Source organism: Dyella sp., from assembly GCF_035277725.1.
In the GTDB taxonomy this organism is placed as follows: domain Bacteria; phylum Pseudomonadota; class Gammaproteobacteria; order Xanthomonadales; family Rhodanobacteraceae; genus Dyella_B.
On record NZ_DATEJY010000033.1, the window covers coordinates 1 to 25,625 of the forward strand.

16 protein-coding genes are annotated in these 25,625 nt (G+C 62.2%); 5 read left to right on the top strand and 11 right to left on the bottom strand.

The genetic code is table 11. The annotated features are described in order from the left end of the window. On the bottom strand, positions 1-1,965 hold a 1,965-nt coding region (locus VJR68_RS02690), incomplete at its 3' end, for a glycoside hydrolase family 2 TIM barrel-domain containing protein (RefSeq protein WP_324146005.1). A 198-nt stretch (positions 1,966-2,163) separates the two neighbouring features. Beyond that, on the bottom strand, positions 2,164-4,542 hold the full coding sequence (locus tag VJR68_RS02695; RefSeq protein WP_324146006.1) for a hypothetical protein: 2,379 nt from the start codon (positions 4,540-4,542) through the stop codon (positions 2,164-2,166). A gap of 540 nt (positions 4,543-5,082) precedes the next feature. Here VJR68_RS02695 and VJR68_RS02700 point away from each other — a divergent pair. Next, positions 5,083-8,115 carry an autotransporter domain-containing protein gene (locus VJR68_RS02700; RefSeq protein WP_324146007.1) on the top strand — a complete coding sequence of 1,011 codons (3,033 nt, stop codon included), beginning with the start codon at positions 5,083-5,085 and terminating at the stop codon, positions 8,113-8,115. 141 nt (positions 8,116-8,256) lie between these two features. Next, the gene (locus VJR68_RS02705) at positions 8,257-11,595 is read left to right on the top strand and encodes an autotransporter outer membrane beta-barrel domain-containing protein (RefSeq protein WP_324146008.1); all 3,339 of its coding nucleotides are present in this window, start codon (positions 8,257-8,259) and stop codon (positions 11,593-11,595) included. Between the two features lie 174 nt (positions 11,596-11,769). On the opposite strand, the gene araH is transcribed toward VJR68_RS02705, so the two are convergent. The 8 genes from araH to VJR68_RS02745 form a co-directional block, all read right to left on the bottom strand. Next, the gene (gene araH / locus VJR68_RS02710) at positions 11,770-12,783 is read right to left on the bottom strand and encodes an L-arabinose ABC transporter permease AraH (RefSeq protein ID WP_324146009.1); all 1,014 of its coding nucleotides are present in this window, start codon (positions 12,781-12,783) and stop codon (positions 11,770-11,772) included. Between the two features lie 21 nt (positions 12,784-12,804). Further along, entirely contained in the window at positions 12,805-14,325 is a 1,521-nt protein-coding gene (araG, locus tag VJR68_RS02715; protein ID WP_324146010.1) for an L-arabinose ABC transporter ATP-binding protein AraG, read from the bottom strand. A 96-nt stretch (positions 14,326-14,421) separates the two neighbouring features. Then, positions 14,422-15,420: an arabinose ABC transporter substrate-binding protein gene (locus VJR68_RS02720; RefSeq protein ID WP_324146011.1), complete on the bottom strand. Its 999-nt coding sequence runs from the start codon at positions 15,418-15,420 to the stop codon at positions 14,422-14,424. 43 nt (positions 15,421-15,463) lie between these two features. After that, positions 15,464-16,402, bottom strand: a complete 939-nt coding sequence (locus VJR68_RS02725; RefSeq protein ID WP_324146012.1) for a Gfo/Idh/MocA family oxidoreductase — start codon at positions 16,400-16,402, stop codon at positions 15,464-15,466. Further along, a complete protein-coding gene (locus VJR68_RS02730; RefSeq protein ID WP_324146013.1) occupies positions 16,403-17,344 on the bottom strand; it encodes a dihydrodipicolinate synthase family protein in 942 nt (313 codons plus the stop codon). 147 nt (positions 17,345-17,491) lie between these two features. Continuing rightward, entirely contained in the window at positions 17,492-19,075 is a 1,584-nt protein-coding gene (locus VJR68_RS02735; protein ID WP_324146014.1) for an aldehyde dehydrogenase (NADP(+)), read from the bottom strand. 273 nt (positions 19,076-19,348) lie between these two features. Next, positions 19,349-21,100, bottom strand: coding sequence for an IlvD/Edd family dehydratase (locus VJR68_RS02740; protein ID WP_324146015.1), 1,752 nt, complete (start codon positions 21,098-21,100; stop codon positions 19,349-19,351). A gap of 321 nt (positions 21,101-21,421) precedes the next feature. After that, positions 21,422-22,138 (bottom strand): SDR family NAD(P)-dependent oxidoreductase, encoded by a 717-nt coding sequence (locus VJR68_RS02745; RefSeq protein WP_324146016.1) that lies wholly within the window; start codon positions 22,136-22,138, stop codon positions 21,422-21,424. Positions 22,139-22,373: 235 nt separating this feature from the next. On the opposite strand from VJR68_RS02745, the gene VJR68_RS02750 reads away from it, so the two are divergent. Beyond that, complete coding sequence (locus VJR68_RS02750) at positions 22,374-23,009, top strand: TetR family transcriptional regulator (protein ID WP_324146017.1); 636 nt, start codon at positions 22,374-22,376, stop codon at positions 23,007-23,009. Between the two features lie 148 nt (positions 23,010-23,157). Continuing rightward, on the top strand, positions 23,158-23,322 hold the full coding sequence (locus tag VJR68_RS02755; protein ID WP_324146018.1) for a hypothetical protein: 165 nt from the start codon (positions 23,158-23,160) through the stop codon (positions 23,320-23,322). 168 nt (positions 23,323-23,490) lie between these two features. On the opposite strand, the gene VJR68_RS02760 is transcribed toward VJR68_RS02755, so the two are convergent. Beyond that, positions 23,491-24,984, bottom strand: coding sequence for an amidohydrolase family protein (locus VJR68_RS02760; RefSeq protein ID WP_324146019.1), 1,494 nt, complete (start codon positions 24,982-24,984; stop codon positions 23,491-23,493). 148 nt (positions 24,985-25,132) lie between these two features. On the opposite strand from VJR68_RS02760, the gene VJR68_RS02765 reads away from it, so the two are divergent. Further along, entirely contained in the window at positions 25,133-25,504 is a 372-nt protein-coding gene (locus VJR68_RS02765; protein WP_324146020.1) for a YciI family protein, read from the top strand. Positions 25,505-25,625 lie beyond the last annotated feature (121 nt).

The window sequence follows — 25,625 nt, forward strand, 5'->3', positions numbered from 1 at the left end:
CTTGCGCCCCAGGCTTTTGCCGTTGAGAAACAGCTCCACTTCCGGATATTCGGAATACACCACCACGTTCAGCGGCTTGCCTTCCTGTCCGGGCCAGGTCCAGCTCGGGTGCACATCGTCCAGTGACCAGTCCGTGTGCGGTTGCGTCACCGTGAACAGATGGCGATCGGGCAAGTCTTCGGTGCCGGCAGGCTGCATCACGAATGCTGAAATGGGATCGATGCCGGTTTTCCAGATCACTTCGCGATAGTAGGCCGCAGGGCGCTTGCGTCCGGTTGCGTCGATTTCGCCGCAATAAGCCAGATGCCAAGGGTAGGGGCCGAGCTTTTGCCAATCCTGGCTGTAGCCCATCCAGCCGATGCCGGTTTCGCCGAGATAATCCACGGACGTCCAAACGAAATCGCCGATCACCCACGGCATGGTTTCCGCTGCGCGTCGGTAGACGAACGCGTTCTTGGGCGTCGATTCGGTGGTGAACATCACGCGCTGCGGAAAGGTCTGGTGATCCCGCGCGAACAGCGGCTCGTTGTAGTTGTAGCCGCCCACGTCGAGCGTGGCGAACTGGTCGGCGATGTGCGGCGTGTCGACGTTGATCGCTTGCGTCACCGGGCGGGTCGGGTCGAGTGCGTGCACGCGATCGGCCAGTTTGCGTCCGGTCTCCACGCCCAATGGCGTGCCTTGTTCGGGAATTTCGTTGCCGATGCTCCAGAACAGCACGCTGGGATGATTGCGCCCGCTGATCACCAGGCTATCGAGATCCTGCTGCCAGTCCTGCTTGAAGAAGCGCGAGTAATCCATGGGCGTCTTGCTGACGTTCCACATGTCGAACGCTTCGTCGATAACGAGCATGCCCAGCTCGTCGGCTGCATCGAGCGTGGCCTGGCTGGCCGGGTTGTGCGCGCTGCGGATGGCGTTGTAGCCGGCGGCTTTCATCAGCGCCACTTTGCGTGCATCCGCATCGGGCCAGCCGGCGCCGCCGAGCATGTAGTTGTCGTGATGGATGTTGCCGCCGCGCAGCAGCACCTGTTTGCCGTTGATGCGCAGGCCGTGCACGGCATCGACGGTGATGGTGCGTGCGCCGAAGCGCGTGCGGCGTTCATCGGTGATGGCGCCGTTGAGGTAGACGTCCTGCACCAGCGTGTAGAGATTGGGCGAGTCGGGCGACCACAGCGCCGGGTCGGTGATCGCGAGCGTTTCGTTCCAATCCGCCTTGGCACCGGCGGCGAGCGATTTGTCCTGCTGCGCTTGCGCAACGACCTGTCCATCCGCGGCGAGAATTTTCGCCACGACGTCGACCTTGCGTGCTTGTGCCGAATCATTGGCAACCACGGCTTGCGCAGACACGTTCGCCAACGACTGCGTTGCCACCGGCGTGCTGACGACGATGCTGTCCGGATCGAGATGCACGCGATCGAGCATGTCCATGCTCACCGGGCGAATCAAACCCGATCCTGCATACCAGCGTGAGGACGGATCGGCATGATTGACGCGAATGGCGACGATGTTGTCGCCTGCATGCACCTTGCCGGTGAGATCGATACTGAAAGCCGTGTAGCCGTAATGATGCTGCACCAGATGCTGGCCGTTGAGCCAGATGTCCGCGTCCATGTAGACCGCTTCGAAATTCAGGCGAACGATACGCGCAGCCTCTTCGGCGCTGAGCGTGATGTGCCGACGATACCAGCCGACGCCGCCAGGGAGATAACCGGAGGCCTGTCCACCTGGCGTGTTGGGATCGTACGGCGCGCTGCCATCCCGTTGGTTGGCGATGGACCAGTCGTGCGGTACGTCGACGTGGCGCCAGGCATGGTCGTCGTAGCTGGTCGATGATGCGGCGGGTATGTCGCCTTGCTGGAACAGCCAGTCGCGCGTGAGGGTGCGTTGTTGGGCGCAGAGGGGCAGGGCGACGGCGAGAAGTACGGCGGCGGCAACGGTGTTGCATGCCGACTTTGGAATCATGAGCATGAAGAGCGTTTCCCGCGCTTGCTTGATACCGGGATTTCATCGCAGCCTGCGTGGGTTTTCCAATAACGAATCGGCTCGCATGGATATCCATGTGGATATCCATGCCGCGTAGGTTGGGGTGCGAACCCCAACATCGCCATGCCCGCACGCATCACGCCGTTGGGGTTCGCACCCCAACCTACGGCCTGAATGGCGTTTTCAATTCGCCGACGTTCCGTAAATAATTCCACGTGCCTCATCCGGCCCGATATACACCGTGCCGAAGGTTCTGGGGTCACCGACCACTATCCCCGCGCCACCCCACTGATGCAGCGTGTCGTTGATCTGCACCCAGGTAGTGCCGGTGTTGGTGGAACGGAATACGCCGGTGACCCCGTTCACCGTGCCGGATAGATAAACGGTGGGATAGTGCGATCCGGTCACCGCTTTACCGAAGCCGACCGAGGCCGCCGCCGTGATGGCGGCCGCGTCGACCTGGTTCCAGGTGGCGCCGTAATTGGTGCTGCGGAACAGGCCGGTCGCCGTGGCGATCCACACGTCGCCAGCTTTCGCTTCGCCCGGAATGCCGGTGACGGCGGTGGCTTGGCTGTGCTGATAGGAGGGATACACTTTCGGCAAGCTCGTGTTGACGGCTTGCCAGCTCACGCCCTTGTTGGTGCTGTTGTAGAAGATGCCGTTGGCTTCATCCAGCGCGTAGAACACGTTGGGGCTGTAACCATCCGATAACACCTGCACGCCGATCGGAAGCGAAGCGAGACTGCTTCCGCTGGCCTTCGTCCAACTTGCGCCGTTGTCGTTCGAAACCACTGGCGCGATATCGCTGGGCGCCCAGACGATGGTCTTGCCGTCACCGGAAATGGCGACGGTACCGCCGCCGTTGGTCGATCCGGCCTTGCTGGCAAATGGCGTCCAGGTGGAACCGCCGTCGTGCGAGAGCGTGCCCAGGGTGTTGTCGCCACCGGCACCGACGCGAACGATGGTCGAGGGCGCGTTCTTGCCGTAGTCGATCCCGTTGCCGTTGCCATCGCCGCCGTTGCACAACGGAACCCCTTGCTGCGGCGGCGCCGCGGTAAGACTGGTATGCACGAAACCGCAGACGTCGCCCAGGCCACTGATCAGATGCGCACCCGAGGTGGGCGAGACCAGCGTAAGCACGGCGGTTTCCTCGATACCGCTGGCGCCCACCGACCAGTACGTCGGCTTGCCGGCATCGGCATCGGTCAGGTCATACGTCGTCCAGATGCCGCCGCCCCATCCATACATGACATGGGCGGAATTGAAAGGATCGATCACTACTTCGCCCCAGTTGCCGAAACCGGGTTGCGTCTTCCCGGGCGGTATCATCCACGGCGACATGCTCGCGTCACGTATGGCATACGTGCCGGACGTCGGCGTGGCACCGTTCCACGTCGCGCCGCCCACGTCGACCCAGCTGTTGCCGCCATCGGTGGTGCGCCACAGGGTGTCCATCGGATACCAGTGATCCATCGTCATCACCACGACCGTGCCAGGATGCGCAGGATCAACCGAAACGCCGCTGTAACCGGAGGCGTAGTTGAACGGATCGTGCGGCGTGATATCGGCCCACACATGATTGACGGTGTCGTACTTCCATACTGCGCCCATGTTCAAACCGTTGGGGCCGACCGCATAGGTGTAGTTGCCGTTGCTGTCCTTGCTGTTGCCGTAGGTGATGTAGAGATTGCCATCCGGACCGAGTTCGCCACGCTGCGGCAGCTCGTTGCCAGGGCCGCCCGGTACCGGACTCCACGTTACGCCTGCATCGGTACTCACGTAGAGCGTGGTGCCGTTGGTGGCGGCGGTGGCCGTCGATACGCCTGCATAAATGGTCTTGGTCGGTGTGCCTGTGGCTTCACCTGCCGGCGCGAAGGCGATGAACGTCACGCCGTCGCCGGTGCCGTCGTTGGTCAGCGCGGTGAAGCCGCTTACCTGCGACCACGTGGCGCCCTTGTCCTTGCTGGTCCACAAGCCATCCTTGCCGGCGACCTGCTGTGGACCGCCGGACGGGTTGTTGTAAGAGGCGTTGGACGTGCCATAAAACAACACGGAACCATCGTTCGGATCCACCTGCAGACGTTCGCCCACGTTGCGGCCGTCTTCATTGCCACCGACACGGAAGCTCAGCGGATAGGCGGTGAAGCTCTTTCCTTGATCGGACGACACCAGCACGGCGCCGTTGCCGGCCCATGATTTCACGTACAGACCCGTCACCAGATAAAGCATGTTGGTGTTGTTGGGATCGATGGCGAGGCTTTCCACGCCGGTCCACAACTGGTCAGCCGACGGCGTCCAGTCGTTCAATGCAATCCATTTGTTCTGGCTCGAATCCCAGCGATACGCGCCACCCACGTCGGTACGCGCATAGAACAAACCCTGTTGCTTGGGATGCGCAATGATACCGTCGACGTAACCGCCGGCGACGATGCGCACGTTGTTCCAGGTGTAGGACGGTTGTGTGGTTTGCGCTGACAGCGCACCGGCATGCGATAGCGAAAGGGCGGCGAGCGCGCCGCAAGCCAATCCCCGGGTGATGGCCCGGTACAAACGTTTCTTCATTGCCCCCTCCAGTTGAAGTGCCAGATCAAACGTGACGTGCATCGCCTCAGATGCAAAGGATCGTCCATGGAGGCGCAGTTCGCCCTGGCGTTGTCTGCGCGACGGCTTCGCGTTCGGATGCAGGATCGTGCAAGTCGGCGGCACTCTACTTTGAAATTTGTTTGCACCGCCCTGTCTTCAGTGACACGTGACTGGCCTGTGAGGATGTTCGTGACGTACAGCAAAAAAATCATGCACAAACAGATATGGCATCAACGCAATCTGTTATCGACTTGTCCGGAAGGTGCCAGAAATCTGTCGTAAGCTCATTTTATTTTTTCATGTGGCCTGATCAGATATTGCATTCCGTCGTTTATCCTAATTGCACAAAACAGCAAGCCTTGCTGCGCAGCCTCGAACAGATGGCAGCGGGTGATGGCTGGCTGATTTTCGCAGGGGATCCATCAACGTGCATCGTCGACGCTATGCGCCGACGCGTACGGCTGTGCGTTTGTCACGGTGCCTGCGGGAAGAAAACTTCCATTGACCCGGGACATATTCGTGAAGCATGTAGCAACGCACATCATCGCCTCATCCGCCATTCTTGCCAGCCCGTTCGTCCTCACCCAAACCGCACTCGCCAACTGCGCCAGCCCGGGCCAGTTGAACTCGACCATCAGCTGCGACAGCACCGCGCCCAATCCATACACCACACAGATCGGTGCCGGCAGCAGCGAAACCGTCATCACCACGGTCACCGTGGGCAATGGCGCCACCGTCAACGTGGGCGCCACGCAGAACGCCATCAGTCTGGGCGACAACGCCAACATTACCCTGCAAGGCGGCGCCACCGTTACTAACAGCCCCACCACCAACAGCAGTAGCGTGGGTGGTTACAACATGGGCTACAGCACCATCGAATTCCGCAACAACGGCACGTTGACCGTCAACGCCAACGCGCAGGTGACACAGACGGGTTCTTCCAGCACCTCCGAAGCCGTGAACGTGGTGGGCAACAGCAACACCATCATCAACAACGGCACCATCAGCTCGCAGGGGGCAGCGGCCATCTGGTTTCAGGACCAGGTGACGCAAGCCGGTACATCCAACACCGTCGACAACTACGGCAGCATCCAGACCGGCGTGAATGGCGGCAACGCCACCGCCATCGGCAATGCCGGCAACGGCGACATGGTGTTCTACAACCGCAGCGGCGGCACGGTCACCGGCAACATCAGCTTCGGTGGCGGCGATGATCAAGTCACGTTGTACGCCGGCTCCACGGTCAGCGGCACGATCGACGGCGGCGCCGGTAACAACACCATCACGCTGGCAGGTTCGGGTAACGGCACGCAGCAAGGTGCGCTGCTGAACTTCAGCACACTCTACAAATTTGATGACGGCACCTGGACGCTGGGCAGCGACATGGTGAACACCAGCGCCAACCCTTCCGCACAGTTGGGCATCTTCGTGCAGGAAGGCACGCTGGTGCTGGCTTCCGACAATGCAAGCTTCAACGGATCCGTATCCGTTGTCAGTGGCGCCACGCTGCAGCTCGGCAATGGCGGCACCGTAGGTGGCATCAACAGCGACATCGCCAGCGACGGCACGGTGGCGTTCGATCGCACCGACACCTATACGTACAACCACGTCATTTCCGGTGCGGGCGGCGTCAACCAGCTCGGCAGCGGCACCACCATTCTCGACGGCAACAACACCTACACCGGCGACACTAACGTCAATGCGGGCACGCTGGCGGTAGGCGACAGCAGCAACACGGGCGCGGCCTTGAGCGGCGGCGGCACCACCACGGTGGCCTCGGGCGCGACGCTGAGCGGCTATGGCAGCATCACCGGTACTGTCACCAACAACGGGACCATCGCCGTAGCCGACGCATTGTCGGCACTGGGTACCACCGCGGGCAGCTTCACCGTCAACGGCACGTTGAACAACAACGGCCTGGTGCAAGTGGGCGGAACGGGCACCGGCAACAAGCTCATCGTCAACAACTATGTGGGCGGCGCGAACAGTGTCGTGGCGCTCAATACGTATCTTGGCGGTGATGGTTCGGCGTCGGACTTGCTGGTGATCAATGGCGGCACGGCGACCGGCAGCACGGCGTTGCGCATCACCAACGCGGGTGGCCCGGGTGCGCTGACCACCGCCAACGGCATCGAAGTGGTCGATGCCATCAACGGCGGTACAACCGCGGTCAACGCATTTACGCTGGCCAGCGCGGTAGCGGCTGGCCCTTACGAGTATTCGCTTTTCCGCGGCAGCACTGATGGAAGCAGTGCGCAAGACTGGTATTTGCGTTCGCAGTTGGATTGCTCGCTGATGCCGAGCGCGCCTGCGTGTGCTACGCCCACACCGACACCGACACCTGCGCCGACGCCCACACCTGCGCCGACGCCAACGCCTGCGCCGACACCAACACCTGCGCCGACACCGACGCCCGCGCCAACACCGACGCCCGCGCCAACACCGACGCCGACACCGACACCGACACCGACACCGACACCGACACCGACACCGACACCGACACCGACACCGACACCTGCACCGACACCCACACCTGCACCAACACCCAGCTCAGGCGCACCTTCCACGCAGAAGACCGTGCCGCTCTATCGCCAGGAGGTATCGCTTTACGCCGCGGTGCCGTCGATGGCGTTGTCCTACGGGCAAACCCTGATGGACAACCTGCAGGAGCGTAGCCAGGATCTTCCGCCCGACGATGCGCACGGCCAGGCCAGCTGGGCGCGCGTCATCGCGCAGCACGACTCGCGCGATGGCGGTGCATACGGCATCTATGGCAACCAGGGTCCGAGCTATCGCGACGACGTGTTCACCCTGCAAGCCGGTGTCGAGCTGTATAGCGGCCAGCACGATAGCGGCAGCGATGCCACCGGCGTGTACATCGCGCTCGGCCAGATCGCGGGTGACGTGAAGCATTTCGACGGCAGCATCGCCGGCCACGATCGTCTGCAGAACGCCACGCTGGGCAGCTATTGGACGCACTTCGGTCCATCCGGCTGGTATACGGGCGTGGTGATGCAAGGTACGAGCTACAGCGTCACCGCCACGTCCACACGCATGGCACCGTTGAAGACTGCGGGCCGCGGCGTGGGCGCATCCGCCGAAGGCGGCTATCCGATAACGCTGCCGCATGGCTGGGTATTCGTGCCGCAGGCGCAGCTCGTCTATCAGCATGCCTCGTTCAACAACGCTGCCGACGCGGCGTCCAGCGTGTATTTCGGCAACGCCAATGCACTGGCCGGACGCGTCGGCACGGAGGTGAAGAAAAACTGGTTCTTCGGCAGCGATCCGAAGCGCCCGATGTTGATGAGTACGTGGATCCGCGTCGACCTGTGGCGCGAATTCATGGCCAACCCCGGCGTGTCGTTCTCCACGCCCACCACACCAGTGAGTTTCCACTCCGATCTCAAGCGCTCATGGGTGGGGTTGCGCACGGGCATCAGCTCGCAATTGGCGCGCAATGTATTCGTGTATGCGAGTGCCGGCTATGACGTGGGCGTCAACGACCACGGCAAGGGCTACAGCGGCAAAGTGGGTGTGCGTATCAATTGGTGATGCTTGAGCATTCGCGGCATGCAACCGTAGGTTGGGGTGCGAACCCCAACATCGCCATGCCTGCATAGATCCGAATGTTGGGGTTCGCCCCCTAACCTACAAAACCTACAGGCGCATGCACATCCGTCAGGGGACACAACGATGAGCAAGAACATCGACGCATCCAGCATCGAGCTATGGCGTTATTACCGCCGGCAACCGTATCTGTTCGCGCAGCTGCCGGAAGCGTGGCAATTATCGGTGGAAGCGAACTACAACGACGCGATGAAGCGGATGCGCATGCGGCAGCGGCGCAAGGCGATACCCGTTTCGATCATGGCGACCCTTGCGGCGGTGACGGCCAGCAAGGCGAAATCGACGGCCTACACCACCACGCTCACCGGCACGACCGCGGACACCGCTTACCAGAGCGGCACCGATGCCAACGGCAACCTTGTTTATCGCCTCATCGATGGCGACAGCATCGGCGTGACCGCGAACGGTACGCAGAACGTCGCCGGCATCGGCTTGCAGAGCGGCACGCCCAAGGTGGTGCTTCAGGTGGGCGCCGACGGCAAGGGCGCATTGACGGTGTCCGCCATCCGCCCGGCCGCGGGCACGTTTGGTTCCGCCTACGCCATCGATGTGGAGGCGGGCGGGAATCTGACGGTGAACGGCAATACCTCGACCATCGCACAGACGAGTGACCCGTGGCGTTACGTCAACGGCCAGTGGACGATCGGGTCGGAGGGGGAGGGGCTGCACCTTGATCGGGCGACGGCCACCTTCAACGGCAATCTGGACGTCAATACAAAGACCGTGGCCTGGAGCAAGGGCCTGTGGATCTACCGGGGCTTCCTGACCGTCAATGGGAACACCACCATCGTCACGCATGGGCCCGGCACCGACACTGCCGGCATCTACAACTCCGGCGGCGGCACCGGCAACGTGGTGTTCAACGGCAACCTGGGCATCGTCAGCTACGGCGACTGGCCCAACGATACCGTCCAGGGCATTTACAACGACAACGTCAACACCCGCATCACGGTCAATGGCGATCTGAATGTCGCCGCCACGTCGAACGGCTCGACGGTAATGGGCATCCGCAACCAGGGCACGATGTATGTGACGGGCAACGTCACGATTACCTCCGACGGACCGCGCTCAGCCTTCGGCGTGAACAACACCCATGCCTCCGCACGCTTTCATGTCGGCGGTGACCTGACAGTGACGGTAACCAGCCACACCAACTACAACCCGTTCGGGTCCCCCACCGCGTTGGGCAACACGTACGGTCACACGTACGGTTCCATGACGCTGGACGGCGCTGTCGATGCGCGCGTCAGCGGCGTAAGCACGAGCTTTGCGGTCAACAACAATAGCGTGATGACCTTCACCAATGCCGCGAAGACCGCGGTCCTGCGCACGAGTGTGGACTGCGCGGCTTGCGACGCCTACGGCGTGGCCAACAACGGCGGCAGTCTCACGCTGGCCGGCGGCCTGGACGTAGCGGTGAGCAATACCGGTAGCGGCGCACGCTATGCCATATGGAACGTGGCGGCCGATGGGTGGCAAGCCCAAAGCCCGCTAAGCGTCAACCAGGCTGGCGGGCAGTCCGTCAAAGTGGACGGTGACGTGCTGACGCAAAACCTGGTCAATGCCGCCGGCACGCATTTCATCGCCACCACCCAGCTGAACTTCAACGATGATGCGTCGTTCCTCAAGGGCATGGTGCTGGGCGGTAGCGGCACCACAAGCAAAGGGGGCACCCTTAGTGCGGGCGTGCCCATCCTTGCCTTCGCCAATGGCGCCCGCTGGATGCCCACCGGCACCAGCACGCTGGCCAGCGATTTTGGTGCCGGTAGCCTCTCGCTCGGCAACGGCAGTGCCATCGACATGGCTGGCAGCTGGGGCACGTTTGCGCAGGGCAGCGTGCCCACGCACAGCCTGCGCAATCTGAGCGTCGATAGCTCAACGGGCGGCGCCACGGTAAATCTTACCGACGGCGCTACGTTCACCCTGCTGAGCGACATCCGCAACGCGCAGGCAGATCATGTGAGTTTTGGCGCCGGCATCGCGACGTTCAACGCCACGGGCACTCAACAAGTGCGCATCGCCTACGACCCGGTGCTGGACGATACGTCGTGGGTCAACGCCAATGCGATCGGGAAGGGCGTAACGATTGCCGCGCCCAACCCCATCGTGATCGTTGATGCGAGTGCGGCGGCGAACGGCACGGCGAGCTTTCCGAGCGTGGCGGGATTGACCAGCCAATGGGGCACCACCTACGAAAATGCGCTGGTGCGTTACTCCTACGTGCCGGTGGTAAGCCTGAGCGCCGATCACAAGCAGATTCTGCTTACCGGTATCGACATTATCGGTAATGGCAGCAGTACGGGCGGCAGTACCGGCAGCGGTTCGACGACGGGCACGTCTACGCCACCCTCTTCAGGTTCCACCGGTACAGGCAGTACCGCAAGCACCGGAGGCAGCAGTTCAACCACGCCACCGGTGACTCCACCCAACACGAGTACCGGCAGTGACAGCACGCAAAACATCGGCGCGATGACGCCATCCACGGGTGTGCTGGTGGCGGGCGATGCCGCGCTTGCACTTGCCAACGCATGGCAGATCGACGATCAAGCCATATCCCGCCGCAGCGAATCGGGCCGCCTGAGCCAGCTGTCCGGCGCATCCGGTGCATGGGTGGATACGGATGTTGGCGATTTCACGGGACAAAGCAGCGACGGCCGCAGCTACCGGCAACATCAAACCAGCGCATCGTTCGGCGCGGAACGTCTCTCTGATTTCGACGGCGGCCGCAATGCGCTGGGCATGGTCTACACGCACACCCAATCCCATGCCAGCCTGCAGAACGGCAGTGCCGATGTGCGCGCCGATTCGATCGGTGTTTACGATTCGTGGAATTCCCGCAACGGCGTGTTTGCCGATGCGGTGGCGCGCGTGGGCCAGTTGCGCGACAGCTACACCTCGACGGATGCCTTCGGCAGCGCGTCGGGTCACTATCGCCCGCTTGCAGCGAGCGTCTCCGCGCGCGCCGGATGGCGCTATCAGGCGGACGATGGTGGCTATGTGGAGCCGCAAGTGCAGGCCGCCTACGGTTCGATCGGTTCCAGCAGCTATGTCGCCAGCGATCAGGTGCATTTCGACGTCAGCCGCAACCATGCGTTCCTCACGCGTGCGGGTGTGCTGATCGGCCAGGCGTTCACGCCCGCGGCATCCATCAAAGCCGATATGTATCTGCGTGCGTCGGCCGTCCATGCCGTAGGCAGTCGGCCAAACATCAACGCATCGCTCGACGGCGGCGCTGTGCCGGTGGGCTTGCCTTCGCGACATGGCACGGCCGGTGAAGTGGCCGTGGGTATGCATCTTGCGCTGGCTGGGCGTTGGAGTGTTTTCGCCGAAGCAGGACAGGTGTCGAAATCCGATGCGGTGCCCGGCGGATGGCGCGCGAGTGCGGGTGTGCGCGCAAGTTTTTGATGATGTGAGCGTTGCATGCATGGCGATGTTGAGGTGCGAACCCCAACGTTCCGATGCGTGCAGGGATTGCGTTGTGGCGGTTGGCGCGTGAGCCCGTAGGCTGGGATGAAATCCCAGCAGGTTGAGCCGCAACAAAGCTGGGATTTCATCCCAGCCTACGATTCGTGCGAACGGTTATACGCGGCGTCGGCTGCGCCGATACTGATCGAACAACACGGCGAGCAGCAGAATGCCGCCGCGGATCAGGTATTGATAGAACGTCGGCACGTTCAACAGGCTCATCACGTTCTGTACGGCGCCCATGATCAGCACGCCCACCAGCACGCCGGAAATCGTTGCCACGCCGCCGGTAAGCGATACGCCGCCAAGCACGCAGGCGGAGATCACGCCAAGCTCCAAACCCACGGATGTTTTTGGATCGCCCAGGCTCATGCGCGAGGCGAGCATCACGCCGGCAAAGCCTGTCACCAGGCCTTGCAGCACGAACACCATGATCTTGATACGCGTCACCGGCAAACCCGCGAGCAGCGCGGCTTCGCTGTTGCCGCCAACCGCGAGCACGTGCTTGCCGAACACGGTCTTGTTCAACAGAAAGCCGAACACGACGAAGCCGATGATGTTGCTCCAGATCGGGTAGGAGATGCCAAGGAACGAATCGCTACCCAGCGCAAAGAAGCCCTCCTGCGAAATCATCACCGCATCGCCGTTGGAAGTGATGTAGGCGAGGCCGCGCACTGCTTCCATCATCGCCAGCGTGGCGATCAGCGAGTTGATCTTGAAGCGCGCCACCAGCACGCCATTGATCAATCCCACCGCGCCGCCGGCCAGGATGCCGGCGATAACACCCAATAACACGCTATGCGTCTGCGTGATGACGGTGGCTGCGACCACGCCAGCAAACGCCACGATGGAGGCGACCGACAGATCGACCTCGCCCAGCGCCAGCACGAACATCATGGTGACAGCAATCGAGCCGATCAGCGTGACGGAAAGCAGCAGCCCCTGGATGTTACGCGTGGTGAGGAAATCCGGGACCGTCGCCGACAACACCACGAACAACACGACAAAGGCCACCACGATGCCTGACTTGTTGAGCAGGTTCCACGCACGCACGCGCAGTGGCACGGTGGGCGGCGCAGATGCCTGGGTGCTGGATGGGGTCTGCTCGGGTTGCATGGCTTGGCTCATCGTTAGCTCATCGGTAGTGCGTCAGCGCGGCAGCGCCATCTTGATCAATTCGCCGGGCGTCGCCTCGGCCTTGGGTACGTCGCCCACGATGCGTCCCTCGCGCATGACGATGATGCGGTCGGCCACGCCGATCACTTCGGCAAGATCGCTCGACACCATCAGCACGCTGCGTCCCGCTTCCGCCAGCTCGTAAAGCAGGTGGTAGATCTCTGCGCGTGCGCCGACGTCGATGCCGCGCGTCGGTTCGTCCATCAGGAATACCTCGATACGCTCGGCCAGCCAGCGCGACAGGATTACCTTCTGCTGGTTGCCGCCGGAAAGCGTACCGATGGCAGTGTCGCCGTTGCGCGTCTTGATGGCGAGCTTGCGGATGTAATCCTGTGTCAACGCACGCTCGCGCTTGGCGTCGAGCAGAAAGCCGCCGCGGCAGAAGTGGCGGCGCGCGCTGAGGTTGAGGTTGTCGGCGACCGACGCGATCGCGACGATGCCTTCTTTTTTGCGGTCTTCAGGACAAAGTGCGATACCGGCGCGCACCGCATCGCGCGGGCTGTTGAAATCAACGCGCTTGCCACTGAGTTCGACATGGCCTGCGCTGGCGCGCGTGGCGCCATAGATCAGCTTCATCAACTCGGAGCGGCCGGCGCCGACCAGGCCAAAGAAGCCGACGATTTCGCCACGCCGTGCAGTAAAGGATGCGGGTTCGGCGAGGCCAGGTCCCAGCAACCCTTTGGCTTCCAGCAGCACGCCGCCGGCGGCGCGCGGCCGATAGCCGTAGACGTCGGCGATCGGCCGGCCGACCATCGCGGTGATCAGTGCATGACGATCGACGTTGGTCATCGATTCGAACGTCTGGATGTGCTTGCCGTCGCGGAACACTGTGACGCGGTCACATAGCGCATCCACTTCTTCCATGCGGTGGGTGACGTAGATGATCGCGCGCCCATCGTCGCGCAGTGCGTTGATGATGCGAAACAGATTCTCGGTTTCACGCGCCGAGAGCGAACTGGTGGGCTCATCGAAGGCGATCACGCGCGCATCACGCATCAGCGCCTTGCCGATCTCGATCATCTGGCGCTGCCCGATGGAGAGATGCTTTACCGGCGTGCGTGGATCGATGTGTTCGCCAAGGCGCTTGAGTTCATTCATGGCGCGCGCGATCAGAGCGCGCTTGTCGACGACGCCGAGGCGGTGGGGCAGTTGGCCGAGCATCAGATTGTCGGCCACCGTCAGCTCGGGGACGAGGTGCAGTTCCTGGTAGATGATCGCGATGCCGGCGTCGATCGCGGCGCGTGTGCTGGCGAAGGTGTGCGTGACGCCATTCAAGCTCAGCGTGCCGGCCTGCGGGTGGTTGACGCCGGAGAGCACCTTCAGCAGGGTGGATTTGCCGGCGCCGTTTTCGCCCATCAGGCCATGTACTTCGCCTGCACGCACCTGCAGCGATACGCCATCGAGCGCGCGCACGCCGGGGAAACTCATGGTGATGCCGTCGAGTTCCAGGCAGGCGTGGTCGGGTTGTTGAATGGCTGTGCTCGTGTTGCTCACGGTTTCATTGTTTGCCTGTTTGTGTAGGTTGGGGTGCGAACCCCAACATTCCGATGTACATGCATGGCGATGTGGGGGTTCGCACCCAAACTTACGTTAGATACCCAGCTCTTCGCGTACCTTCTGCCAATTGTCGCGTGTCATCAGGGCCCCGGCCGTCTGCGTATCTGCTGGCGGCTCCTTGCCGGTGCGAATCCAATCCACCAGGTTCTGCGCACTGTCGCGGCCGTGATGGGTCGAACTCACCGCAATCGTGCCGTAGAACCCGGTGGGCTCTTTCTTCTGAAACTCCGCGAACGCTTCGCCGGCACCATTGATACCCACACCGATCACGTCCTCGGCCGGAATATGCAACTGCTCGGTCGCACGTACCGCGCCGAGCACGGTTTCTTCGTTGAGCGCGTAGATCACCCATTTCTTGATATCCGGATGCTGTGCAAGCACCGGGGACGCCGCGTTGAAGCCGCCCTCGTCGTCGGTGGTCCGCTGCGGTGCGTCGAAGATGTTTTCCTGCTTGAAGCCGCTGGCAAGCAATGTCTCGGTGGCGCCGTCGGTGCGCTGCTTGGCGGTGGGCAATTGGTTGTTGGTGATGCGCAAGGCGCCCACTTCCTCCGGTTTCCAGCCGCGCCGTTTCATTTCATCGGCGATGGCCTGGCCGACCTGGTTGCCGATCTTGGTGGAGGACATGCCCAAGTGCGGCACGCCTTCCAGCGGCTTGCCGGTGCCGTCGACCAGGCGATCGTCAACCGTCACGAACTTCATGTCGTATTGCTTGGCGTGTGCGCGGATCGCCGGCCCCAGGCGTACATCAGGCGCGCAGATCACGAAACCTTGCGCGCCTTGTGCACCGAGATTGTCGATGGCTGCCAGCACTTTTTCGCCGTCCGGCGTGCCGATGCTCACTACCGAGAAACCTTCCTTCTTGCCCAGTTCGGTGGCGGCTTTCTCTTCGTTGATGAACCATGCCTGCTCAGGCATCTTCACCAGAAAGCCGATCTTGATGGGTGCATCGGCGTGATGGCACGCGCCAATGCCGAGACAGGCCATGGCCGTAAGCATGGCGTGGAAAGCGTGGCGATGGATCTTGCGGCTCATGGTGCAGTCTCCCCAGACGTAACGATGGCGATAGCTTTTGCAGTCAGTGGCCGAACGCTTCCACGCCGATGTGTTTTCCCAGCAGGAACGCATCGGCGACCAGGCGCAGCGGGCGCCCGTCGACGTCGTCGGTGCGTTGCGCGATCAGTGCATGGAAGCGCTCATACAGCGCCGGATATTCGCGTTCGGCGCCAAGTTCCACCGGCTTGCCGGCAATCACCAGGCGCTTGCCGCCTTCGCTGAGCGCGAGCAGACCATCGGTGGTGTCGACGTCGATTTCCCATTGTTCGACCGGGCCATGGCGCCAGTCGAATTCCGCGCGCACCGGCACGCCATCGGCATCGATGCCATCGAGTTCAGCGGCAATCGGCGTGGCGCAATCGCTGGGAATATGCAGCGTGGCGTCACGCAGCAGCACGTCGCGCGGCAGGATTTCGGTGACGATGGACAGTGCGTTGATGCCAGGGTCGAATACGCCCAGGCCACCCGGTTCCCAGATCCATTGCTGGCCCGGATGCCAGCGGCGCACGTCTTCTTTCCAGCGTACGTGCACGGAGCGCAAGGTGCGATTGGCAAGCCATGCGCGTGCCGGCTCAACCGCGCTGCCGTAGCGCGAATGCCAGGTAGCGAACAGCGTGCGGCCTTGTTTGTGCGCGAGCGCACGCAGCGCTTCCACTTCGCTCACGCCGGTGCCGGGCGGTTTTTCCAGCATCACGTGCTTGCCTGCGAGCAAGGCGGCGCGGGCCTGTTCGTAGCGCACCTGCGGCGGTGCGCACAGCGATACGGCGTCCAGTTCCGGTTCGGCGGCGAGCAGCGCGTCGATATCCGGGTAGTTGCGCACATGCTCCACCTGCGCGTTGCGGCTGGCAGCGGCAACGAGCCGAAAGCCCGGGTTGTTCGCGATGGCGGGCAGATGCTGGTCACGGGCGATCTTGCCGACGCCGACGATACCTACGGTGTAGCACGCGTTCTGTTCTGTCATTTACTTACCCCAATGCAAGACGAGCGGATCAAGCCTGCGAGCGATGGCGATCAGCTCGGCGCGCGTGTCCGGATGCATCATGGGCAGCGGATGGCGTGGCCGTTCGCAGGCAATCACGCCACCTTCCTTCATTAGCGCCTTGCAGGCAAGCATGCCGGCCTGGCGGTTTTCGTGGTTGATCAGCGGCAGCCACTTCTGATACTGCGCAAACGCGTCGTCGTAGCGTCCTTCGCGGTGCGCTTCGATGATCGGGCGAATGCCATCGGGATAGCCGCCGCCGGTCATCGAGCCGGTCGCGCCGGCGTTCAAGTCCGCGAGCAGGGTGATCGCTTCCTCGCCATCCCACGGGCCTTCCACCGCATCGCCCGCCAGGCGCAGCATGTCGCGCAGCTTGTTGGCGGCGCCGGGCGTTTCGATCTTGAAGTAGGCGACGTGCTCGATCTCGCGCGCCATGCGCGCCAGGAACGCGGCCGAGAGTGCCGTGCCGCTGGCGGGCGCGTCCTGGATCATGATGGGAATGTCGATGGCATCGGAGACGCGCGCGTAGAACTCGTAGATCTGCGGTTCGGGCACGCGGAAGGTGGCGCCGTGATACGGCGGCATCAGCATCACCATCGCCGCGCCTTGCTCCTGCGCGCGCTTGCTGCGTGCGGCGCTGATGGCGGTGCCGTAGTGGGTGGTGGTGACGATCACCGGCACGCGCCCGGCGACGTGTTCGAGCACGGTGCGCGTGATGGTCTCGCGCTCCTCGTCGGAGAGGGAGAACTGCTCGGAGAAGTTGGCCAGGATGCACAGGCCGTCGGAACCGGCGTCGATCATGAAATCGACGGCGCGCTTTTGGCTGGCCAGGTCCAGTTCGCCGCTTTCGGTGAAGGTGGTGGGTACGACGGGGAAGATGCCGCGGTAGCGGGGTGTGCGGCGGGTGTCTGTTGATTCAGTCATCTGGTTTCCTTCATGTTGCCCCACACGATCCCCATTCTCGTCGCCCCGGCGAACGCCGGGGTCCAGTGTCGTCGAGAGGCCTAAAGTCGCTGGGTCCCGGCGTTCGCCAGGACGACGATGCATGAAGCACTGCAGCGAATAGGGACATTATTTGTTCGCAGCTTCCGGCTTGCCCGCAAACCGCCGGTGCAGGCCGAGCGGATTGCCATCACGCAACGCCTCCGGCAACAGCCCATCCGCAAAATTCTGATAACACACCGGCCGCAAAAACCGCTCGATCGCCGCGGTACCTACCGACGTACTGCGTCCATCCGACGTCGCCGGAAACGGACCGCCATGCACGATCGCATCGCACACTTCCACGCCAGTCGGAAAGCCATTCACCAGCAAGCGGCCGGCCTTGCGTTCGATCAAGGGCAGCAGCGTGTGGACAAGTTCGGCGTCGGCAGGCTCCATGTGCAGCGTGATGGTGAGCTGGCCTTCGAGCTTGCGCAGCAGCGTACGCAGTTCGGCGATATCCACGCATTCGACCAGCATGCTGCTTGGGCCGAATACTTCGTCACCCAGCGAAAGATCGGCGAGCAGATCGCTTGCGCGTACGCGCAACAGTGCCGGCTGCGCGCGATCCGGTGCGGAGGCGCCACGTGCAAGCGTGCTCACCTTGGCATGTTGCGTAAGCTTTTCGATGCCGCGTTCATACGCACGCAAAATACCGGCGGTAAGCATCACACCTGCCGGTGCGGCACCGAATTCGCGCGCGGCATGCGCTGCAAAGGCGTCGAAGTCAGCGCCGGCCAAACCAATCATCAATCCCGGATTGGTGCAGAACTGCCCGCAGCCCAACGTGGCCGACGCGGTGAATTCGCGTGCCAGTGCTTCGCCGCGCGCAGCCAGCGCACCGGGCAGCAACAGATTCGGGTTCACGCTGCTCATTTCAGCGTAGACGGGAATCGGCTCGTGCCGCGCCGCCGCCAGTTTCACCAGCGCCAATCCACCCGCGCGCGATCCGGTAAAGCCCACTGCGCGGATCGCCGGATGCTGCACCAAGGCGCTGCCCACTTCATGGCCCGCATCGAACAGCAATGCGAATACGCCAGCAGGCAGGCCGGCGGCCGTAACCGCTTGTTGGATAGCGCGGCCGATCAATTCAGACGTGCCCGGATGCGCCGGGTGTGCCTTCACCACCACCGGGCAACCTGCCGCGAGTGCGGACGCCGTATCGCCACCCGCTACCGAAAACGCCAGCGGAAAATTACTGGCGCCGAACACCGCCACCGGCCCAATGCCGATACGCCAGAAGCGCAGGCTGGTGCGCGGCGGTTGCCGCTCGGGCAGGGCGGGTTCGATGCGCGCGTCGAGTGCGTCACCGCTTCTCACCAGCGTGGCGAACATGCGCAATTGATTCGCCGTGCGCGCACGTTCGCCTTCCAGGCGCACGCGGGGCAGGCCGGTTTCGGCCATGGCGCGTTCGATCAACGTATCGCCGAGTGCTTCGATGCGTGCGGCGCAGTCTTCGAGGAATTGCGCGCGCGTTTCGAGGGGCAGGGCGCGGTAGGTATCGAAGGCTTCGTCTGCCAGTTCGCAGGCGCGGTCGACGTCGGTGCGCGATGCGCTGTGGAAGACGGGTTGGGCGATGGGCTCGCCGCTTGATGCGTCGGATGCGCGGAACGCTGTGCCTTCGCCGCGATGTGTGTTGCCCGCGATCAGTGATTCACCGGTTATGGAGGTCATCGTATTTCACCCAAATTGCTTTTACTGAAAGGAGCCCACAGCGCGTAGTGCGTATTGCTTGCCGTGATCAGCAATCGCCGGAAACTTTTGCTCGTCATTCCAGCGAAAGCTGGACGTAGCGCGAAGCGCGGAGAACGTCCGAATGGACGGCCCCGAAGGGGTGAGCGAAGCGAATCATCCAGCGACTTTGGAGCGGAAAGGCACTGGATTCCAGCTTCCGCTGGAATGACGAGTGGGGAATTTTTGGCGTGACGGCAATACACGCGCTACCCCTCAATGCGAATGCCGCGGCACGCCAGCACCACGCTTGCCCACCAGAAAATCCAGATCGCAGCCTTCGTCAGCCTGCAGCACGTGATCGATATAAAGCCGCGCGTAGCCACCCTTGCCTTGCTGCTCCGCCACGCCAGGTGCAGCAGCGGGATTGATCTCGCTCAAGCGGCGCTGCAGCTCTTCATCGCTGATATCCAGATGCAATCGTCCGGCCTCGCAATCGAGCTCGATCCAGTCGCCATTGCGCACCGCCGCCAACGGACCGCCGGCAGCCGCTTCCGGCGCCACGTGCAACACCACCGTGCCATACGCGGTGCCGCTCATGCGCGCATCGGAAATGCGCACCATGTCCTTCACGCCTTGGCGCAACAGCTTGGGCGGCAAGCCCATGTTGCCGACTTCGGCCATGCCCGGATAACCGCGTGGGCCGCAGTTTTTCATCACCAGGATGGAATCCTTGTCGACCTCGAGCGCTTCGTCGTTGATGGCCGCCTTGTAGTGATCGAAATTCTCGAACACCACCGCGCGGCCACGATGCTTGAGCAACTCGGGTGTCGCCGCCGAAGGTTTCAGCACCGCACCGTTCGGCGCCAGATTGCCGCGCAGGATGCAGATGCCACCATCGGCGATCAGCGGGTGGTCGAGCGGACGGATCACTTCATCGTCAAAGATCGGCGCTTCGCGCACGTTGTCCCAGATCGACTTGCCGTTGACGGTCAACGCATCGGGATGCGGCAAACGATTCGCTTCACCCAGCCGGCGCAATACCGCGGGCAAGCCACCGGCGTAATAGAACTCTTCCATCAGGAAGCGTCCCGATGGCTGCAGGTCGACGAGGGTAGGGGTGTGGCGGCCGATGCGCGTCCAGTCTTCCAGCTCCAGTGGTACGCCGATGCGGCCGGCGATGGCTTTGAGGTGGATCACGGCGTTGGTCGAGCCGCCGATCGCCGCGTTGGTGGCGATGGCGTTTTCGAATGCCTCGCGCGTAAGGATCTTCGAGAGCGTCAGGTCTTCAAGCGCCATCTGCACGATGCGGATGCCCGACATGTGCGCGAGCACGTAGCGGCGCGCATCCACCGCGGGAATCGCCGCGTTGTGCGGCAGCGAGACACCGAGCGATTCGGCCATGCAGGCCATCGTCGAGGCGGTGCCCATGGTGTTGCAGGTGCCCGCCGAACGCGACATGCCTGCTTCGGCGGAAAGAAAATGATGCAGGTCGATCTCGCCGGCCTTCAACGCTTCGTGCAGGCGCCACACGGCGGTGCCCGAGCCGATGTTCTTGCCTTCGAGCTTGCCGTTGAGCATGGGGCCGCCGGTGACCACGATGGCCGGCACGTCGGTGCTCGCTGCGCCCATCAACAAGGCCGGTGTGGTCTTGTCGCAGCCGCACATCAACACCACGGCATCGATAGGGTTGCCGCGGATCGCCTCTTCCACATCCATCGCGGCGAGGTTGCGCGTGAGCATCGCCGTGGGGCGCAGGTTCGATTCGCCGTTGGAGAACACCGGGAATTCCACCGGAAAGCCACCGGCTTCATAGACACCGCGCTTGACGTGTTCGGCCAGCTTGCGGAAGTGCGCGTTGCAGGGCGTGAGTTCCGACCAGGTGTTGCAGATGCCGATGATGGGCCGACCGTCGAACTCGTGGTCGGGAATGCCCTGGTTCTTCATCCAGCTTCGATACATGAAGCCGTTCTTGTCCGTGGTGCCGAACCACTGTTGAGACCGCAACTTGGGTTTGTTAGCCGACATGGTCCGTGAGGGGGTAGATGGGGCAACCGCAGTCTAGAAATAAGGGCGATAACCTTCCAATAAGAAATTGCAGCTATGCCATATCCAGATCGATATCGATGCCGCGCAGGTTGGGTGAGCGCAGCGTAACCCAACGAATCGCTCCGAAAATGTTGGGCTACTTAGGCCGTACCTTGCTCGAATAGCTTAAATCGTCGTCCCGGCGAAAGCCGGGACCCAGTGACTTTTTGGAGCGCCGAAAGCCCCGGCTTTCGCCGGGCGACGATGCCTGAGTTAGTGCCATTGGCGCCAACCCAGCCTGCCGGTGCTGCGGCGGCGCCATCACCACGGCACCGTCCGCCCGAGATAATCCAGGTACTGCAAACCCGGCTTGCCGCGCACGGCAAGCAAGGTGTTCACCACGTTGGGAATGCTTTCCTCGATGGCCAGCGGCGCATCCGCTCCGCCCATATCCGTGCGCACCCACCCCGGCGCCATCAACACCATCGCCCGCCCATCCCGATGCCGCGCCGCAAAGCTGCGCATGAACGTATTCAACGCCGCCTTGCTGCCGCGATACACCTCGCGCATGCCGTTGGTATTGTTCGCGACACTGCCTTGGCCGGACGACATCACGCCTACGATGCCGTCGTCGGCGACGAGGTCGTAGAGCGCTTCCACCACGCGCATCGGGCTCAATGCGTTGGTCACCATCACGCGGATGAATTCTTCGGTGGATACCTCGCCGATCGTTTGCTGCGGATGGTTGGTGACGCCCGCATTGACGAACAGCATGTCGAAGGTTTTCCCGGCCAGGCGAGCGCGAAGTGCGGCGATTTGCTCAGTCACCGTGATATCGACGTGCTCGACACGGACATGTTCCGGCAGGCGCTGCGATAGCGCGTGCAGTTGGGTGCCGGCCGAGTTTCGCGTTGTGCCAAGCACATGCCAGCCGCGTTTCACAAACTCCTCCGCCATGGCGTAGCCAAGCCCGCGTGAGGCGCCGATGATCAGCACTGTTTTGCGTGACGGGTGGCTGGGGTTCGTCGCTGTTGTCATGGTCATTACCTGCCGAAGCACGAAAGCTTGTCGTCAAACTAGGGATGCTCTGATCTATTCCATGCACCCGGCATGACGTCCAGAAGGCCCGCAGGGTGTGTTGCGTAGCGCAGGGCAGACTGGCCGTCTGTTCAAGCCGCGCATACCGTGCGGTGACGGGTACATGGAATAGATCAGAGCATCCCTAGAATACGAATAACTATTCGCATTCACTATTCGCGTTCCAGGAGCCTCCATGGCAAAGCGCAAGACACCCGTCATTTCCGCGCGAAAACAGCCTAGTCAAGTGCGCTCCACGCAACTCGTCGCGGATATTCTCCAAGCGGCTATTCGCGTTCTTGTGCGCGATGGCGCGCGTCATTTCACGGCTGCCCGCGTCGCGGAAACCGCGGGCGTCAGCGTGGGATCGCTGTATCAATACTTTCCGAACAAAGAGGCGATCCTGTTCCGGTTGCAGGCGGAAGAATGGCGGCAAACCATGGGTCAGCTCGAGCGCATTCTTGGCGATGCAAGCGTGCAACCGGCTGAGCGGCTGAAGACGGCGGTTGAAGTGTATTTCCGTTCCGAATGCGATGAGGCGGCTTTCCGCAGCGCCTTGGAAGAGGCAGCGCCGTTGTACCGCGAGGCGCCCGAGTCGCGCAGCCATGCCGAGGAAGGTCGCCAGCTGATGGAAAACTTCATGCGGGATGCGCTACCCACCGCATCCGAGCAAGAGCGTGTGTTTGCAGCGGACATGATTGGCACCGTCATGTCCGCTGTCGGCAAGGCCATTTCCAGCCAGGAGCGGCCGAGTGCCGAGGTCGATAAATTTGCAGCGGCGGTTGGGGAAATGTTCTGTGCCTACTTGGAACGGCTGAATCCAGAACCGTAGGTTGGGGTGCGAACCCCAACATCGCCATGGCGATCATCACGCTATGTTGGGGTTCGCACCCCAGCCTACGCGGAGATGGCCATCCAGGGCATTCAGAAACGGATGTGTTGATTTATAGACATGCCCTTATGTCGCCATCAGCCAACAGATGCGCAAGATCTGGCCGAACAGCGCCGTGCTTGGCGGCATGGTCGATGCCAAAGGAACCAGCCACGGCAAATCCTTTGTGCTGCATGCTCGTTTCGTCGACGTAGGGACGAAACGCGATGGCAAGTGGCAGGTGATCTTTACCCAGATCCGCAACGCAGCATAAGGTCTCGCCAATACCCGCGTGGGTTGCCGTGACACTAGGCCCGGCTTTCGCCGGGCGACGGTGATGGAGGGACTTTCATCACAACGAGTAGCGGAACCGCACGATTGTTGGGGTGAGCGAATGCGACCCCCAACCTTCAGGTACTTGCATATCACTCTTTGGCGGTCATCAATATTCGCCATACCGCCCTTGCACCGATTTCAACAACGCCTGCGTGTCATAACCCACGCCATCCTTGAACACGGTTTCGACATGCTCGATGTCATCAATGTGCTGCACGGGATTACCTTTCACTATCACCAAGTCAGCATCCTTGCCTGCGGCGATCGAACCGATGCGGTCCTGCAAACCTAGATAAAGCGCCCCGTTATAGGTGGCTATATGAATCGCCTGCTCCGGCGTGAAGCCTTCTTCAACCAGCAATTCCACTTCGCGCAAATCGCCGAAACCAGGCACGATGCCGCCATCGCCGGTGGGATCGGGGCCCGCCAACAGCAATCCACCCGCAGCGACGAATGCGCGTTCCATCGCCATGCCATGTTGAAAGGTGATGGCGCGCTGCTTCACCCGTTCGGCCGACAGTGCGTCGGCATGCGCGCGCCACAAGAGATAATCATGTTTTGCCTGCGGGCTGAGCATGGCCATGGCTTGCGGCCCAAGCGAGCGATGCGGCAGATCCTGTTCGAACACCGGCAACGTGGAGGTGATCGCCACATGATGCGCGACAAGATCCTGGATCAGGCTTTTGGCGTCGCTGCCTTGTGGGTCCATGGCATGCAGCGTATCCATGCCGTCGGAATCGGTGCAGGTGTCCGGTGCTTTGCCAGGATCATGTTCGGTGTTGACGAAGAAGCCGTGCTCGAGGTTATCGATACCGATGTCAGCGGCTTCGCGGTAAGTGACCGCGCACAAATGGCCGGTAATCTTTAGCCCCAGGCTATGCGCCTCGTCCACCGCGGCCTTCAATTCGGCACGCGTCAGATCCATGTAAGCCTTGAACGAGGTCACGCCTTGCTTCGCCCAGAATGCCACGGTTTGCTTCGCATCGTCGGGATCGCGGATGGGATGCATCTGGATAAAAGGCGAGTTGGCGCCTTCCAGATACGGTCCCGTCACATCCATGTGCGGGCCAGGCAGCTCGCCTTTGTCGATCGCGTGCTTGAGGTTGAGATCGGTATACGGTTCGACGCTACCGGTAGTGCGCAGCGTGGTGACGCCATTGGCGAGATAAAGCCGTGGCGCGGAGAACGCCATTTCCGGCAGCAGCAGCGGCGAATCGCTGTGCAACTTCGCGTCGAGATTGGGCACGGCGATATAGAAGAGATGATCGTGCATGCCGACCAGGCCGGGAAAAACGGTATGCCCGGAAAGATCGATACGCTTGGCCTTGGCGGGAATCGCCATATCGCTCGCGCCTACGGCGGCGATCTTGCCGTTCTCGATCAAAATCGTCTGGTTATCGTGCGCCGGGGCGCCGGTGCCGTCGATCACGCGCACGTGCGTCAACGCGACCTCGGCGGCATTCACCTGCACGAACGGCTGCACGGCCTTGCCCGGCGCTGGGGCTTTCGGCAAAACGACGGGAGCAAGGTCCAGCGTCGTGGCGCCGATGGCGCTCGCACCGATCGATATGGCTACCGCAGCTGCTATCACACGTCGCATGGCTATTCCTTAAGTCAGGCGTGGCGGGCGTGAATCCCCAGGGCTCAGGGCCCGCCGGCACTATATCGCCGTGGGTATTTGCAGGGAAACATGTCGATTTCTAACTACCAGCTTCGTCGTCCAAGCATCCCAACCCAAAGGAATTCCCATGAAATACCTCGGCCTCGCCTACTTCACCCCCGAAAAATTCGCCGCCATGGCGCCCGACGACGTCAAGGCGCTGGTAAGCCAATGCCCGGCGTTGGACGAGAAAATGCGCGCTACCGGCAAGGTTCTGGTTTCCGCCTCGCTTGGCGATCTGGAAGGCTGGCGCACACTTCGCACGCGCAGCGGCAAGATGCTCGTCAGCGATGGCCCCTACACGGAGTCGAAGGAAGTAGTGGGCGGCTTGTTCATTGTCGAGGCGGACAGCCAGGAAGAGGCGCTGCGCATCGCATCCATGCACCCGGCCGCCACGCTGGGTGAAGAAGGTGAATGGGCCGTTGAGCTGATACCTATGGATTTTTACTTGGCTCCGTAAATGCTGCGGATGCTGGTTTGGTCTCGTTCGGTCTGACCAGGAATTTTGATATGTCCGCTTTTTACTAAAGGGCACTTCTATAAATTGCCAGCCAGCTGTCGCTCGCTCCCTCTCCCTGCGG

Bases quoted from the DNA above. Each gene is read 5' to 3' on its own strand.
- VJR68_RS02695 (WP_324146006.1), bottom strand. From the start codon at position 4,542: ATGAAGAAACGTTTGTACCGGGCCATCACCCGGGGATTGGCTTGCGGC.
- VJR68_RS02705 (WP_324146008.1), top strand. From the start codon at position 8,257: ATGAGCAAGAACATCGACGCATCCAGCATCGAGCTATGGCGTTATTAC.
- araH (WP_324146009.1), bottom strand. From the start codon at position 12,783: ATGAGCCAAGCCATGCAACCCGAGCAGACCCCATCCAGCACCCAGGCA.
- VJR68_RS02720 (WP_324146011.1), bottom strand. From the start codon at position 15,420: ATGAGCCGCAAGATCCATCGCCACGCTTTCCACGCCATGCTTACGGCC.
- VJR68_RS02725 (WP_324146012.1), bottom strand. From the start codon at position 16,402: ATGACAGAACAGAACGCGTGCTACACCGTAGGTATCGTCGGCGTCGGC.
- VJR68_RS02730 (WP_324146013.1), bottom strand. From the start codon at position 17,344: ATGACTGAATCAACAGACACCCGCCGCACACCCCGCTACCGCGGCATC.
- VJR68_RS02735 (WP_324146014.1), bottom strand. From the start codon at position 19,075: ATGACCTCCATAACCGGTGAATCACTGATCGCGGGCAACACACATCGC.
- VJR68_RS02740 (WP_324146015.1), bottom strand. From the start codon at position 21,100: ATGTCGGCTAACAAACCCAAGTTGCGGTCTCAACAGTGGTTCGGCACC.
- VJR68_RS02745 (WP_324146016.1), bottom strand. From the start codon at position 22,138: ATGACAACAGCGACGAACCCCAGCCACCCGTCACGCAAAACAGTGCTG.
- VJR68_RS02750 (WP_324146017.1), top strand. From the start codon at position 22,374: ATGGCAAAGCGCAAGACACCCGTCATTTCCGCGCGAAAACAGCCTAGT.
- VJR68_RS02755 (WP_324146018.1), top strand. From the start codon at position 23,158: ATGCGCAAGATCTGGCCGAACAGCGCCGTGCTTGGCGGCATGGTCGAT.
- VJR68_RS02760 (WP_324146019.1), bottom strand. From the start codon at position 24,984: ATGCGACGTGTGATAGCAGCTGCGGTAGCCATATCGATCGGTGCGAGC.
- VJR68_RS02765 (WP_324146020.1), top strand. From the start codon at position 25,133: ATGAAATACCTCGGCCTCGCCTACTTCACCCCCGAAAAATTCGCCGCC.